At 59.7% G+C, this 15,467-nt stretch carries 9 protein-coding genes; 5 read left to right on the plus strand and 4 right to left on the minus strand.

Annotated elements, in window-relative coordinates; all coding sequences use genetic code 11:
* The first annotated feature begins 93 nt into the window (after positions 1-93).
* The 3 genes from glnE (at position 94) to GCN75_RS04850 (ending at position 3,964) form a co-directional block, all read left to right on the plus strand.
* On the plus strand, positions 94-2,847 hold the full coding sequence (glnE, locus tag GCN75_RS04840; protein ID WP_405002779.1) for a bifunctional [glutamate--ammonia ligase]-adenylyl-L-tyrosine phosphorylase/[glutamate--ammonia-ligase] adenylyltransferase: 2,754 nt from the start codon (positions 94-96) through the stop codon (positions 2,845-2,847).
* A gap of 13 nt (positions 2,848-2,860) precedes the next feature.
* Entirely contained in the window at positions 2,861-3,640 is a 780-nt protein-coding gene (locus GCN75_RS04845; protein WP_152281603.1) for a YoaK family protein, read from the plus strand.
* Positions 3,641-3,775: 135 nt separating this feature from the next.
* Entirely contained in the window at positions 3,776-3,964 is a 189-nt protein-coding gene (locus GCN75_RS04850) for a hypothetical protein (protein WP_152281604.1), read from the plus strand.
* A 58-nt stretch (positions 3,965-4,022) separates the two neighbouring features.
* On the opposite strand, the gene gap is transcribed toward GCN75_RS04850, so the two are convergent.
* Both gap and tkt read right to left on the minus strand, forming a co-directional pair.
* The gene (gene gap, locus GCN75_RS04855) at positions 4,023-5,033 is read right to left on the minus strand and encodes a type I glyceraldehyde-3-phosphate dehydrogenase (RefSeq protein WP_152258909.1); all 1,011 of its coding nucleotides are present in this window, start codon (positions 5,031-5,033) and stop codon (positions 4,023-4,025) included.
* A 101-nt stretch (positions 5,034-5,134) separates the two neighbouring features.
* Positions 5,135-7,132, minus strand: coding sequence for a transketolase (gene tkt, locus GCN75_RS04860; protein WP_152281605.1), 1,998 nt, complete (start codon positions 7,130-7,132; stop codon positions 5,135-5,137).
* Positions 7,133-7,320: 188 nt separating this feature from the next.
* On the opposite strand from tkt, the gene GCN75_RS04865 reads away from it, so the two are divergent.
* A complete protein-coding gene (locus GCN75_RS04865) occupies positions 7,321-8,046 on the plus strand; it encodes a 16S rRNA (uracil(1498)-N(3))-methyltransferase (RefSeq protein ID WP_152281606.1) in 726 nt (241 codons plus the stop codon).
* A gap of 122 nt (positions 8,047-8,168) precedes the next feature.
* On the opposite strand, the gene GCN75_RS04870 is transcribed toward GCN75_RS04865, so the two are convergent.
* Both GCN75_RS04870 and GCN75_RS04875 read right to left on the minus strand, forming a co-directional pair.
* On the minus strand, positions 8,169-10,949 hold the full coding sequence (locus GCN75_RS04870) for a TonB-dependent receptor plug domain-containing protein (RefSeq protein ID WP_152281607.1): 2,781 nt from the start codon (positions 10,947-10,949) through the stop codon (positions 8,169-8,171).
* 857 nt (positions 10,950-11,806) lie between these two features.
* Positions 11,807-14,803 (minus strand): TonB-dependent receptor, encoded by a 2,997-nt coding sequence (locus GCN75_RS04875; protein ID WP_193317382.1) that lies wholly within the window; start codon positions 14,801-14,803, stop codon positions 11,807-11,809.
* Between GCN75_RS04875 and GCN75_RS29105 the strand changes: the two genes are divergently transcribed.
* Complete coding sequence (locus GCN75_RS29105) at positions 14,709-15,050, plus strand: hypothetical protein (protein ID WP_193317387.1); 342 nt, start codon at positions 14,709-14,711, stop codon at positions 15,048-15,050. The genes GCN75_RS04875 and GCN75_RS29105 overlap by 95 nt on opposite strands.
* Positions 15,051-15,467: the final 417 nt, after the last annotated feature.

Genomic DNA, 15,467 nt, shown 5'->3' on the forward strand with positions numbered 1-15,467 from the left:
CGCCAGCGGCACAATTTTACCGCATCCCCCGCCGTTCGCAGCCAAGTTAAACAAGAACATGCACGCAGCATCCACGAGACCCTTACCGATACCATGAGCACACAGCCTTTGATCTCCGCCTCCCGTTTCTACCAGCGCTGGCTCAATGCCGCCCCCGAGCGCGCCGCGCAGGTGGCGCAACTGGTGCGCGCGCCGCTGGACGGGCTCGATTTTGCCGCCGCACTGCTTGAGCAGGCGAACGCCGCCACGCCGCCGCTGCCGGCCGAGCGGGCCATGCGCCGCCTGCGCAACCTGCTCGTCTGCGGCCTGATCGCCCGCGATCTGGAAGGCCAGGCGGACTTGAACGAAGTCGTCACGGCCATGACGGGCTTTGCCGATTTTGCCATCCGCACGCATGTGGACGCCATCATGGCCGAGATGGTGGCCCTGCACGGCATGCCCATCGGCGAGGAATCGGGCGAGGAACAGGCCTTGATGGTGTTGGCGATGGGCAAACAGGGCGGCGGCGAGCTGAACGTCTCGTCCGATATCGACCTGATCTTTGTCTACCCGGAAGATGGCGACACGCAAGCGACCTTGCCGGGCCAGCGCAGCCTGTCCAACCACGAATTTTTCATTCGCATGGGCAAGAAACTGATCGCCGCCCTGGCCGAGATCACGCAGGACGGCTTTACGTTCCGCGTGGACATGGCCTTGCGTCCGAACGGCAATTCCGGCCCGCTGGCCGCCAGCCTGGGCATGGTAGAGCAATACCTGATCGTGCAAGGCCGCGAATGGGAACGCTATGCCTGGGTCAAGGCGCGCGCCGTGACGGGCAAGCCCGAGGATATCGCTGCGCTCGACGCCATCGTGCGCCCCTTCGTCTTCCGCCGCTACCTCGATTTCGGCGTCATCGACGCCATCCGCACCATGCACGGCCAGATCCGCGCCGAGGTCAACCGCCAGGAGCGTTTGCACCCGGACCGCAGCAACAACGTCAAGCTGGGCCGTGGCGGCATCCGCGAAATCGAATTCCTCGCGCAAGTGTTTCAATTGATACGGGGCGGGCGCGACGCCGAACTGCGCGAGCGTTCCACGCGCGCCACCCTGCGCACGGTAGCAGACAAGGGGCTATTGGAACCGGCCATCGTGGAACAGTTGCTGGGTTCCTACACTTTCCTGCGCAACCTCGAACACCGGCTGCAATACCTGGACGATGCGCAAACCCACACCCTGCCCGCCAACGAGGTCGACCGCCTGACCGTGGCGCAGATGATGGGCCTGCCCGACGCGCCTACCCTGCTGGCCCAGCTGGAAGCGCACCGCGTGTTTGTCGCCGGCCAGTTCGACGAGATGTTCAGCGACAAGAGCAGCGGCGCGCCGCCCGCCGACACGGGCATCGACCCGCAGACGTCGAACGACTGCGCCGCGTCCGATCAGCAGGAAGCCATCGAAGCCCGGTTTGCCGCGCTGGGCTTCCATGAGCCTGCCGCCTGCGCACGGCGTTTGCTGGCCACGTGGCAGGCGCCGCGCTTGCAATCGTTGCCCGAGGCGAGCCGCACGCGTTTAGTGGCCCTCGTCAATTCCGCCCTGCCCCTGATTACCGATTGCTCCGTGTCCAACGGCAACGCCAGCCAGCTGGCCACCCTGGGCCGGCTGCTCGATTTCCTGGAAGCCATCGCGCGCCGCTCGGCCTATCTGTCGCTGCTGACGGAATATCCGCACACGCTCGAGCGCGTCGTGCGCATGGTGTGCGCCAGCGGCTGGGCCGCCACCTTCCTCACGCAGCACCCGATCCTGCTCGACGAACTGCTCGATGAGCGCATCCGCAACACGGTGCCGGACCCGGCCGCGCTGGCGCTGGACCTGCAGCGCCAGCTCGACGACGCGCCCGGCGACACGGAGCGGCAGATGGATATCCTGCGAGAAACACACCATGCACAGCTGTTCCAGTGCCTGGCGCAAGACCTGGCGGGCGACCTGAGCGTGGAAAAACTGGCCGACTACCTGTCCCAGCTGGCCGACATCATCGTCGCCGCCACCGTGCAAGCCGTCTGGCAAACCTTACCCGCGCGCCACCGCGACGTACCGAAATTTGCCGTCATCGCGTACGGCAAGCTGGGCGGCAAGGAACTGGGCTATGTGTCCGACCTGGACGTCATTTTCCTGTTCGACGACGACGACCAAGAAGCGCCCGGCCTGTACGCGAAGCTGGCGCAGCGTTTCATCACCTGGATGACCTCGCACACCTCGGCCGGCATCTTGTTCGACATCGACATCGCCCTGCGCCCCGACGGCGCCTCGGGCATGCTGGTCTCCAGCGTGCAGGCATTCGAACGCTACCAGGGCAGCGCGGCCTGGGTGTGGGAACATCAGGCGCTCACGCGCGCGCGCTTTTGCGCGGGCGACGCCACCATCGGCAAGCACTTCGAACGCATCCGCGACACGATCCTGCGCAAGGAACGGCCGGAAAACGGCCCGCTCAAGGGCGAAGTGGTGGCCATGCGCAAGAAAATGCTGGACGCCCACCCGCCCCGCCCCGGCAGCTTCGACCTGAAACAGGACCCGGGCGGCATGATCGACATCGAGTTCATGGTGCAATACCTGGTACTGCAACACGCGGCGCGGTATCCGCAACTGACGGCCAACTCGGGCAATATCGCCCTGCTGCGCCTGTGCGGCGAGCTGGGGCTGATCGACGCCCAGCTGGCCGCCCTGGTGGCCGACGCCTACCGCGCGCTGCGCAAGCTGCAGCACCAGCTGCGCCTGCAAGGACAGGACCTGGCACGGGTGGAACCGGAAAGAGTGCGCGTGCATGCAGACAATGTGATGCGCCTGTGGCAAGCCATCTTCGGCGCCGCAGCCTGAGGCCGGACCGCACATGCCGCTCCATTACCTGTCCCGCCTGAGCGGCGCGGCGCGCGATACGCAAGCCAACCTGCAGCTGGGCTGCGTGCTGGCGCTGGTGGCCGGCGCCGTGAATGCGGGCGGCTTTCTCGCCATCGGCGGCTATACCTCGCACATGACGGGCATCGTCTCGGGCATGGCCGATGACCTCGCGCTTGGCAATATCACGGTGGCGCTGGCCGCGCTGGGCGCCTGGCTGGCCTTCGTCAGCGGCGCGGCCGTGACGGCCATCATGGTGAACTGGGGCAAGCGGCGCCGCCTGCACAGCCAGTTTGCCGCCAGCCTGCTGCTGGAAGCGGCCCTGTTATTGCTGTTCGGCCTGACGGGTAATTACCTGGCCGCCATGCCCGACGTGCTGGGCCCCGTCACCATCTTGCTGTTGTGCTTTGTCATGGGCTTGCAAAATGCCATCATCACCAAGATTTCAGGCGCCGTCATCCGCACCACCCACGTGACGGGCCTGTCGACCGATATCGGCATCGAACTGGGCAAGATGGCGTATTACAACCGGCGTGCCTTGCCGGACCGCGTGGTCAAGGTGAACCGGGGCAAGCTCAGGACGCACAGCCTGCTGATCGCCTGCTTCTTCATCGGCGGCGTCAGCGGCGCACTGGCCTTCAAGCACATCGGCTTTCCTGCCGCGACCATCATCCTCGCCGGCGTGCTGACCCTGCTGTCCGGCGTGCCCGTGCTGCGCGACTTGCGCCTGCTGTGGCGCTTCTACCGGCGCCGCCTGCGCGCCTTGCGCCATTAGAAATATTTTTCTTTATGGCAATAATTCACTGGTTTTAATGCTAATATTTTTCTGCATCCGGCGGGCTGATCAAGCCTGGCTGGATGGTCTTTTGATTCGACACCCTACCGTTGTCCAATGATGAAAGCGAAAAAAATGATTTCCATTAAAAAAGCCCTGTTTGTCTTTGCCATCGCCGCCGGCGCCGCCGCTTCGTTCTCCAGCACGGCCGCCGTGCGCGCATGGATTCCGTCGGAAAACTGCGACTACATCCTCAATATGTGCTACCAGGGTGTCGAGGCATCGTGCGAACAGTGGCGCAATCAGTGCGAACCGAAGGAATAAGCGGGCTACGGACGAAAAAAAACGCCCCGGAGGGCGTTTTTTTTATGCGGTCAAAGAATTACTTGGCCGACATCAGTGCAACGGTGGTGTCGAGCATGCGATTCGAGAAACCCCACTCGTTGTCGTACCACGACGACACTTTCACCAGGCGGCCCGACACTTTGGTCAGGGTCGAATCGAAGTTCGACGACGCCGGATTGTGGTTGAAGTCGATCGATACCAGCGGTTCGGTCTGGTACGTCAGAATGCCTTCCAGAGCGCCTTCCGAAGCGGCTTTCATCAGCGCGTTGACTTCTTCCACGGTGGTGTCGCGCTTGGCGATGAAGGACAGATCGACCAGCGACACGTTGATGGTCGGCACGCGGATGGCGAAGCCGTCCAGTTTGCCATTCAGCTCAGGCAAGACCAGGCCAACGGCGGCAGCAGCGCCCGTCTTGGTCGGGATCATGCTCATGGTGGCCGAACGGGCGCGGCGCAGGTCTTCATGCATCACGTCGGACAGCACCTGGTCGTTGGTGTAGGCGTGCACGGTGGTCATCAGGCCCGTTTCGATGCCGATGGCGTCGTTGAGCGGCTTGACCAGCGGTGCCAGGCAGTTGGTGGTGCACGATGCGTTCGAGATGACGGTATCCGTGGCTTTCAGCACGGAGTGGTTCACGCCGAACACGACGGTAGCATCGACGTCCTTGCCGCCTGGTGCCGAAATGATGACTTTTTTCGCGCCGCCCTTCAAGTGAGCGGAAGCTTTCTCTTTGGTGGTGAAGAAGCCCGTGCACTCGAGCACGACGTCCACGCCCAGCTCGCCCCATGGGATTTCAGCAGGGTTGCGCTGTGCAAACACGCGGATCGGATCGCCATTGACGATCATGTTGTCGCCTTCGACGGTCACCGTGCCCGGGAACTTGCCGTGCGCGGTGTCGTAGCGGGTCAGGTGGGCGTTCGATTTGGCATCGCCCAGGTCGTTGATGGCAACGATCTGGATATCCTGTTTCTTGCCGCCTTCGTAGAAAGCGCGCAACACATTACGGCCGATGCGGCCGTAGCCGTTGATTGCAACTTTGATCGTCATACTCTGCTCCTGATTGAATAGAAAGTACTAAGCACATTAAAAAAATCTGCTCGCCGCCGCGCCCATCTGCGGAGCGCTGGCGGCGGAAACGAGTAGGTCGATTAGCCGGCGATGACGGCTTTGACCTTGGCCACGACGTTGTCGACCGTGAAGCCGAAGTGCTTGAACAGCACGCCAGCCGGAGCCGATTCGCCAAACGTGTCGATACCGACCACGGCGCCTTCCAGGCCCACGTATTTGTACCAGAAGCTGGTCACGCCCGCTTCGATGGCCACGCGCGGCACGCCCTTCGTCAGCACGCTGGCCTTGTAGGCGGCGTCCTGGCGGTCGTACACGTCGGTCGACGGCATCGACACCACGCGCACGGCGATGCCTTCCGACGCGAGCGCGCTGGCGGCGGCCACGGCCAGTTCCACTTCGGAACCGGTGGCGATCAGGATCGCCTTGGCGTCGGCCACGTCATTCAGCACATAGCCGCCGCGGAAGATGTTTTCGATCTGTTCGGCGCTGCGCTCCTGGTACGGCAGGTTCTGGCGCGAGAAGATCAGGGTCGACGGGCCATCCTTGCGGCGCACGGCGGCGCCCCAGGCAGCAGCCGACTCGACGGTGTCGCACGGACGCCAGTTGTCCAGGTTCGGGATCAGACGCATCGACGAGACGTGCTCGACCGATTGGTGCGTCGGGCCGTCCTCGCCCAGGCCGATCGAATCGTGGGTGAACACGAAGATCGAACGCAGTTTCATCAGGGCAGCCATGCGCAGCGCATTGCGGCTGTAGTCGGAGAACGTCAGGAACGTGGCGCCGAACGGGATGTAGCCGCCGTGCAGGGTGATGCCGTTCATGATGGCGCTCATGCCGAATTCGCGCACGCCGTAGTTGATGTGGTTGCCAGGCTGGCCCGAACGCACGGCCACGCACTCTTTCCAGTTGGTCAGGTTCGAACCGGTCAGGTCGGCCGAGCCGCCCAGGAATTCCGGCAAGGACGAGGCCAGCGCCTGGATGGCGTTCTGGCTGGCCTTGCGGGTGGCGATGTTTTCTTTCTTCTCGACGCAGGAAGCGATGGCGGCGCTCAATGCCGCTTCGAATGCCTGTGGCAGGTCGCCCTGCATGCGGCGCGACAGCTCAGCGGCTTGCTGCGGGAATTCGCGGCCGTAGGCGGCAAAACGCTCGTTCCAGTCCGCTTCCAGCAGGGCGCCTTGTTTCTTGGCATCCCAGGCTGCGTACACGTCGGCCGGCATCTCGAACGGGGCGGCATCCCAGCCGATGTATTCGCGTACGGCAGCAATTTCCTTGTCGCCCAGTGCGGCGCCGTGGACCTTGTCGCCGCCTTGCAGGTTCGGCGAACCCTTGCCGATGATGGTCTTGCAGCAGATCAGCGTAGGCTTGCTGGCGGTCTTGGCGGCGGCGATGGCGGCAGCCACGGCGGCAACATCGTGGCCGTCGACGGCGCGGATGACGTTCCAGCCGTACGCTTCGAAGCGGGCCGGGGTGTCGTCCGTGAACCAGCCTTCGACTTTGCCGTCGATGGAAATGCCATTGTCATCGTACAGGGCGATCAGCTTGTTCAAGCCCAGGGTGCCGGCCAGCGCGCACACTTCGTGCGAAATACCTTCCATCAGGCAACCATCGCCGACGAAGGCGTAGGTGTAGTGATTGACGATGTCGTAGCCAGGCTTGTTGAATTCAGCAGCCAGCAGTTGCTCCGACAGGGCCATGCCGACGGCGTTGGCGATGCCCTGGCCCAGCGGGCCGGTGGTCGTTTCCACGCCTGGCGTGATATCGACTTCCGGGTGGCCCGGGGTTTTCGAATGCATCTGGCGGAAGGCCTTGATGTCATCCATCGACAGGTCGTAGCCCGTCAGGTGCAGCAGCGCGTAGTGCAGCATGGAGCCGTGGCCGTTCGACAGCAGGAAACGGTCGCGGTTCTGCCATTTTGGATTCGCGGGATTGTGGCGATAATGACCACTCCACAAGGCAACTGCGATCTCGGCCATGCCCATCGGCATGCCTGGATGGCCGGAATTGGCCTTTTGTACAGCGTCCATTGCCAGTGCGCGGATCGCATTGGCCATTTTGGTAGTCGGGAGCGTAGTTGTCATGATGGTGTGGGTCAGTCGCGAGTTTGGAATTCGTTTGCAACAGCGCGGACAGGGAAGCCGGCTGCTTTCTGTAGTCAAGTATTTTACCAGACTGGGGGGCCGCAAATTAGAATTGCGGCGTACTGGCCCGCCAAATGGCTATACTTTGACGTCTTTCCCACCCATATTTCGCCCAATCTAGGATTTGCATGCCGCGTTTTTTCTGCCCCCAGCCGCTCGTCGCCGGCACCACCGTCTCCCTGCCGGAGGCCGTCGCCCACCATATCCAGGTCGTGCGCCTGGCGCCGGGCGACCTGATCACCCTGTTCAATGGCGAAGGCGGCGAAGTGCAGGCCAGCCTGGTGGCGGTGGCCAAGCGCAGCGTGACGGCGCAGATACAGGCGCACGTGGCGCGCGAAGCGGAGCTGCCCTACGCCGTGACCCTGGCGCAAGCGCTGCCGGAAGCGTCGAAGATGGACTGGATCATTGAAAAAGCCATCGAACTGGGCGCGGCCGGCATCGTGCCGCTGTCGGCGCAACGCTGCGTGGTGCGCCTGTCCGCCGAACGGGCCGAGAAGAAATTGGCGCATTGGCAAGCCATCATCGTTTCCGCCTCGGAACAAAGCGGCCGCAACCGCCTGGCGCAGCTGGCGCCATTGCAGGATTTCAATCACTGGAGCAGCCAGCAAGATTTACACAAACGCATCATCCTGACGCCGCGCGCCGAGCAGTCGCTGGCCGACTGGGCCCGTCACCAGCCGCCGCAGGCGATCACCGTGATGGTGGGACCGGAAGGCGGATTTTCGGAAGCGGAGGAAAAGGCGGCCATGGCCGCCGGCGCCATCGGCCTGGCTATGGGACCGCGTATCCTGCGCACGGAAACGGCGGGCCTGACGGCGCTGGCCACGCTGGGCGCCTTGTGGGGCGGGATGTAAGACGCAACAATCCATAAAAAAAGCGCAGGGCGGTTACCCGCACTGCGCCAGCGGTTCCGCACACCAGGTATGCGGAACCAGATCATCAGGCAGCCCGTTCCGGCGCTGCCCTTCTTTTCCTGTTAGAACGTGTACTCGGCACCCAGTTTCAGGGTACGCGGACGCAGCACATAGCCGTCACGCACGTTGATTGGACGCGCTTGATCGAAGACGTTGTTGATATTCGCCAGCAAACGCAGGTTTTTGAAGCCCGTGTATGCAAAGTTCAGATCGGTACGCACGTCGCTGCCCAAACGGCATGGCAGGTCATCGGTTTTCAACGCAGCGCGGCAACCAGCATCGCCCCAGCGTGCTTCATCCGTCTCGTCGTTGTTCAACGTCGTTCCGGACTTGTAGTTGACGCGTACGCCAGCCGTGACCGGACCGTTACGCCATGCCGTGCTGAATACCGACACGACACGCGGGTTGCCACGCAAGCCGATGGTGTTTGGACGGTATTGGTTGGCATCGATGTCCCAGTAACGCAGCTTCAGGCCGACAGTCGTCGCCAGACCCATCGTCACCGTGCCATATTCGCCAGCCGAGAAACGGCCGTTCACGTCGATGTCCACGCCTTGGGTATCGGTCTTGCCGAAGTTTTCATAGCCCAGGAACAGCGATTGAATGCTACCGGCCCCCCAGGCGACATTCGCGCCTGGCGACAGTTCGTTGGCACGTGCGGCCAGACGACGGTCGGTATCGCTGATCGGATTACGCGCCAATTTTTCAGCATAGCCAGGCACATCTTCACGGGCCAGCACATACGGTACGTCACGGGTGCTGATCTCGTCACGGCGCTCGATCTTGAAGTAGTCGACAGCGATGCTGACGTTCTTGATCGGTTCTGCCACGAAGCCCAGCGTCAGGCTGCGCGAGGTTTCCGGTTTCAAGGTCGAGCTCGACGAAATCATGGCCGGAACCGATGTCAGGCAACCCGAGTTGTAGGCGGTGGCCGAATCGGAAACGTCGTTCGCATTACCTTTTTTCAGGATATCGCGGATCGCGGTGGCGGTATTGCAACGTTTTGGATCAAGTATGCTGTTGTAGAAACCGGTCACGCCCACTTTACCCAGTGTTTCCGGGATATTTGGCGCGCGGAATCCACCAGCGATCGTACCGCGCAACATCAGCTTCGGCGTTACCGTCCAGCGCGCAGCCAATTTAGGCGACACGTGGGCCGAGAAACCTGGCGCCTTGTCCATGCGCAATGCGCCGTTCAATTCCAGGCTTTTCAGCACGGGCGCGTTCAACTCCAGGAACGCCGCGCTCAGGTTGCGCTGACCATCGATCCACAGAGAACCTGTATTGATGATCTCGGCATTCATCACCGCGTCGACGGAGCGGATGTACATCTTTTCTTGACGCAACTCGGTGCCGAAAGCAAATGCCAATGGGCCGCCTGGCAAGCTCATCAGTTCACCGGTCAGCTTGGCGTCGATGAAGTTGGTCGACAGGTCGGCATCGGTACCGGCGAGTGGGAACATGCTGTTCAGCAATGCATCGCTATTGCCGCCACCCAACTTGTATTCGCCGCTGACGATAGCGGCAGGCAGGCGGTCACGGTGCGCGCCACGGCTGCGCTGGGTACCCTCGCCGCCGGTACGGCCAATGGTGGCTTCCCAGTCATAGGTGCCGATCGTGCCTTCCAGACCAGCCATGACGCGGTACTGCGTCGCTTTTGCTGGCGATTTCCAGTCCAGGTTGGAATCCATGAAGCGATAGTCCAGGCCCACGGGGAAGTTATACGGGTTGTAAGGCGAGTTTGCCGGCAATTTAGGTTTCTGCACGGTTTGCGATTGCTTCTTGTTGCCGTCGAACCAGCTCCATGGCGAACCAGCAGCCATGCCGAATGGCAGTGGCGAGTAATCGGTGCGGGTATCCGAATACGACACTTCGGCGAAGCCGCGCGTGGTGTCGCTGAGCTTGAAGTGCAATGCGCTGTACAGATTGACGCGTTCGGCGCCATCCGACGACGGGTTAATGCCGTTCAAATCGCTGACGCACAGGCCGGAAGCGTTGAAAGTGGTACAGCCCTTGACTGCCTGGCGTACCTTGCGGCCGCTTTCGTTCAGGTTGCCCGGGAACGAGGTCAGGCTAGGGTCGCCGAAGGCGGTGGAAACATATTTTTTGTGCCACTCAGGGTACTCGCGCAGCACTTTGCTGAGTTTGTAGCCTTCGCGCTTGTAGCCTTCGATGTTGAAGAAAACGTTGTAGCGGTCTTTTTCCAGATCGCCATAACCAGCCAACACGCCTACCGTCGTTTGCTTGCCGATGTTCGGCTCAATGCCTTGCTGATAGTTGGCGCTCGTGCTGACGCCCTGGAAGCTCTTGCGGGTGATGATGTTGATCACGCCAGCCAGCGCATCGGAACCGTAGATCGCGGAGGCGCCGTCCTTGAGCACCTCGACGCGGTCGATCACGTCGGCCGGAATGGAATCGAGGTTGACGAACGTATCTTTCGCGCCATCGGCGAACGGATAATTGGAAACGCGGCGGCCATTGACCAGCACCAGGGTAGCGCCGGTGCCCAGGCCACGCATCGATGCGCCGGACGCACCGCGTGCAAAGCTGCTGGAGTTGCCATCATCCTTGATCGCGCCCGTGTCGAACGAGGTCAGCGTATCGAGAATCTGACGCACGGTATTGGCACCAGTCGCCTTGATTTCATCACGACGCAAGACGGTCACGGGCGAGGCAGTCTCGGTATCCATGCGCTTGATGTTCGAACCAGTCACTTCAACACGTTGCATCACCGGCTCCGCGGTACCTGCTGTGTTTTGTGCGTGGGCGGAGGCAGCAATGGCGCTCAAAGCAAAAAACACCGCCTTACTGATAGGGCTTAATTTTGGTTTACTCAGCATCATGTTCTAGCAATCTCAACTTGTAATTTTTAATGAAAACCAGGCAACTGGATCACAGTGGCTCATGTGGCACTTTTTTGTATCAAATTTTTTGACACAAGTAAGTATCTGTAACAGGAAAAATATTGTCAATTAACATGGTCGAATCCTTAAGGTATTGCAGAAAAAACTGTCAAATACTCTTTTTCTGTTGTTTTTTAACATTGAAATTGAGCAACGTTAGCGTTTTTTCAGCGATTTATCATGCTACAAAGCAACAAAACGGGCGGGTCGCAGCACCGTCATGCCGACCGTTTTCCAGCCTGTCGCCACCCTCATTTCCCCAATGAAAACGCACAGAAAACCGCTTGTTCCAGGCACCATTTTGCGCAGTAATACTCCCCCACAGAACTTATCAATAAAGAAATATATTTTCACGAAACAATATTTTTAATGGAAAACGAAGAAACTATCGAAATGAAATGCTGCACCTGCCACGTTTCCCATCAAATATCAATGTGCGAACGGCACATTGTTAAATCGGCTGCCTGCCGCGCGCGCCACGCTGCGTGCTGTCGCCAGCCGCGGCAAGCGATCGCGCTGATGCGCGGGCCCGCAGGCCCAACGGTTGTCCATGGGGCCGCGTCCTGCGCACGACACGGCGGGCCTGGCGGCGCTGTGCACCGTGAGCGTCCTGCGGGACAGCATGCAAGGCATGCGTGACGCCGGCCGGGCAAGGCGTGCCGCCAAAAAAATACCCCGCGAGCTTTGCAGCTTGCGGGGTATTGAGCGGCATGACTGACCATGCCTGTTGCTATATCCGTCTGTACACTCCAGCCTTCACCGGCTGACAACCGTCAGCCGGTGAAGATGGAATCACATCAGAACTTGTGGCTGTACTGGGCCGACAAGCGTACGGAACGTGGGCTCGAGTAGGAATTGACCATCAGAGCGGTTGGGCTGACAGCAGTGCCGGCGGCGCTGGTGTTGTAGCCTTCATCGATCGATTGCGCCACTTGACGGTTGGTTGCATTGAGCACGTCAACTTTCAGCACGACGCCCTTGATTTGCTCTGGCTTGTAGATGAAGTTCAAGTCCAGGCGCATTTCCGTAGGCAGCGTACCGAGAGCGCCACGGCCGTTTGCACCGGTTGGGCACAGGAAGAAGATCGAGCCGTATTGCGACAAGCCCAGACCCTGTTGATCCATGGACGCTGGAATATTGCAGGTACGCGACATAGGGCGGCCCGTCGCCACCAGCAAGTTACCACCGACGCCAAACTGGCTCGTGAACTCATAGTAACCGTAGGTTTTCAACTGATGCGCACGGTTGTTCGGCAGTAAGCCGCTGCCGTTGAGCATCGTTTCCGGGAAGTCCCAGCTCGAGCTGAAGCCCACGTCGGCCTGGCCGTTATCCGACTTGGTCTGACCTTCCTGATTGCCTTCGCTGCGCGACCAGGTGTAGTTCATCTTGCCGTACCAGCCATTGCGCATCGGATGTTCCAGCATGAATTCCAGCGACGTGTAGGTACGCTTGGCTTGCTCCGGGAAGCCCGCATCGGCAGCCGTGATCGTCACTGCGCGCTGTGCACCATTTGGTCCCACCGGGATCATGAAGGTGTTGTCCTTGCCTGGATTGAACAGGGCGCCGTTCCAGCCATGGTCGTCGAAGTACTCTTTTTCAGCGCCCGTCAGCTTGGCGGAAATGGCGCGTGGATCCGAGTAGTCATCGATCGTGTTTTTCAGCTTGCGATACGTGAACTTGATGCCGCCGTTGAAATCAGGCGTCAGCACTTTCTCGAAGCCCAGGTTGATTTCGTCCTGGAAGTGGGCCTTCAGGTTGGTCGAAGCCAATTCATTGGCGCGTTTTTCCTGGCCAAATTCATTGTTAGCCGAAACAACATTGCTGATCGGGTTCAGGCCCAGCGGTGCACCCGTGGTCGGATTGACGCCGGTATAGGTGTAGAAGCGGTCCGTATTCAGCGAGGCGCCGGCGAAACGTACTGCCATGTTCGCAGGCAGCTGCATGAAGTAGCGGCCAGCCGTACCGAAGACTTTCAGCGAACCGTCGCCATACACATTCCAGGCCGCATTCAAACGCGGTGCCAGCATGTTTTTCTGTTCCACGAAGGTTTCGCCGATACCGTTCATGTTCTTGAACGATTCATTGCGCAAGCCCAGGGTCACGACCAGGTTTTCGGTGGCTTGATAACGGTCTTCGATGTACTGTGCCGATTGCACGACGGACGGGGTCGAGCCGCCGCGCTGCAGGTTTTCACGCACGTAGTAACCCTGGGTACCGTAACCGCCGCCCGCTGCCGGGGAAATATTGTGGCCGGACAATACCGTGTTCGGATCGGTTTTCAGGTAAGTCCAGGTACCGCCGCCGGCAGCTTCCGTACCGTTCAGGGCATTGATCTTGTTGTGGTCAAGACCGCCGCGTATCGTGTGCTGCTTGGCCAGTTTGTATTCCAGATCCAGGCGATAGCCGCGGTTGGTGTCTTGCGCACCGTCGCGCAACAGGGCCGAGCTGAAACCCTGCACCTGGCTAGGCTGGTAATTCAAGCCTGGCACCTGGTTGTCCGGGGAAGCGACGACAGGACGCAAGCCCGGGATGTAGCCGAACGGATTTTGCTCGCGCTGGGTCTTGGCCTGGCCGACCAGGGCTTGCACGGTCAGATCGTCGGTCACATAGCTGGTCAGCTTCAGGATGTCGATGTTCGAACCCTGGGCGGCTGCCAGTGCGGCGCCGGTGGCGTTGAGGAACAGCACGCCAGCCGAATAGTTCTTGAACTTGGCGCCGCCGTTTTGTACATAGCCACGCTTCTTGGTGGCATAGTCAAAGCCGTAGTATTGATCGTCAACGTTCGACTCGTCCGAAATATGCGTGTATTCGAGGCGGTTGTTGTCGGTGATATTCCAGTCGATCTTGGCGATATAGCGTGGCACGTCCGATTTTTGCACCAGCCAGCCAGTCTGGCCATTCACGGTGCTGGTCGATCCCAGGCGTGCCGTTTCGCGGTCCATCTTGGTAAATTCGCCACCCAGATAGATGAACAGCTTGTCCTTGATCAGCGGGCCGCTGACATAGGCGTTGTAGACCTTCTCGGTCAGCTTGTCGCCTTCGCGGTAGTTGAAGATCGTGCCATCCGTTTTCGGATTGGCGCCCGTGTTCGGGAACATGATGTTCTTTGCCTTGCCGCGCAGCGAATCAGGCGCGTAGGTAAAGCCGGCACCGAATTCCCAGTTATTGGTACCGCTCTTGGTGGTGATATTGACCACGCCACCCGTCGAACGACCAAATTCGGCGCCGTAGCCACCGGTGATGATTTGCGCTTCAGCAATCGAGCCGAACGGCAAGGACGAGTAACCGACCTGGTACAGGCTGTTGGTAACGGGGAAACCGTTGATATACGCCGCATTTTCCGACGCGCTGGAGCCGCCGAAGCTGGCGGCGTTGTTGCCGTAGCGCGAGTCGGCGCGCGTGGTGCCGCCAGCCAATTGCACGATGTTGGCAACGGTAGGGGCCAGTGGCAGGGTAGCCAGTTCGCGGGAATTGAAGGAGGAACCGGAATTGGAACTGGTGACATCGATCGCGCGGCGGCGGCTCGTCACGTTCACGGTTTGCACCTGCTGCAGGGCGACTTCGCTTTCCTGGCCGATGCGCACTTCCACGTCCTGCGTGCTGACGACGGAGGAGCCTTTCAGCAGCGTCACTTTGTAGTTGCCAACTGGCAGGGAGGTGATGCGGAACGTGCCATTTGCGTCAGGTGAAATGGTCCGTTTGAAGCCATTGTCTGCACCGACGATCAACACCGACGCGCTGGCATCCGGCGCAATCTTGCCGATGATGTTGCCGGTAGCATTCGACTGTGCCATTACCGCTGGAACAATCGCGGCGCTCAATACCGATGCGCTGAATGCGATCGTTAATGCGCGTGCTATTACAGTTTTTCTCAACATGTCATTCCCTATTATTTATGAGCGTAGTGATACTGCTTTGGTAAAGGAGTTCATCACTCACACTTATGCGTTTTTGAACGCTTTACTCTCATCGCCTTGTTATCCCGTCACACAAGGCATCCTCTCGGTCTCCACTTTGCATACGCAAAATAAAACAGAATGACACATCGAAACATATTGAATCGAGCTGGTCAATAAAATTAGAAAAACTGTTCTGTTGACGCAACACTTCAATTTAGCTAACAAACAGGCGCACGAAATCGCATCCGGGCTGAATGAAAACATTCGCGGACGAAGGGGCATCTATTGGGAATGCCTGCAGACAGTGGCTTTGCGCCAATGGAATCAAGAACTGCGGAAACAGCTTATTCTAAAAAGATGAATATACGGAGCCGGAGAAATAAATGACATGAAAGACAGAATCATTTTTTCGAGGCGAGGAAAAACATATTACGGAAAGACCCCGCAATAGATGAATCACATTTTCCTCAGAAATACATATCTATGAAAAGAAATTCCTCGCCATATTATAAAAATAAAACATCGCCTTCCATTGGAAAAACAGCAGCGACAAAAGGCG

It is taken from the genome of Janthinobacterium violaceinigrum (assembly GCF_009208555.1).
GTDB lineage: Bacteria > Pseudomonadota > Gammaproteobacteria > Burkholderiales > Burkholderiaceae_D > Janthinobacterium > Janthinobacterium violaceinigrum.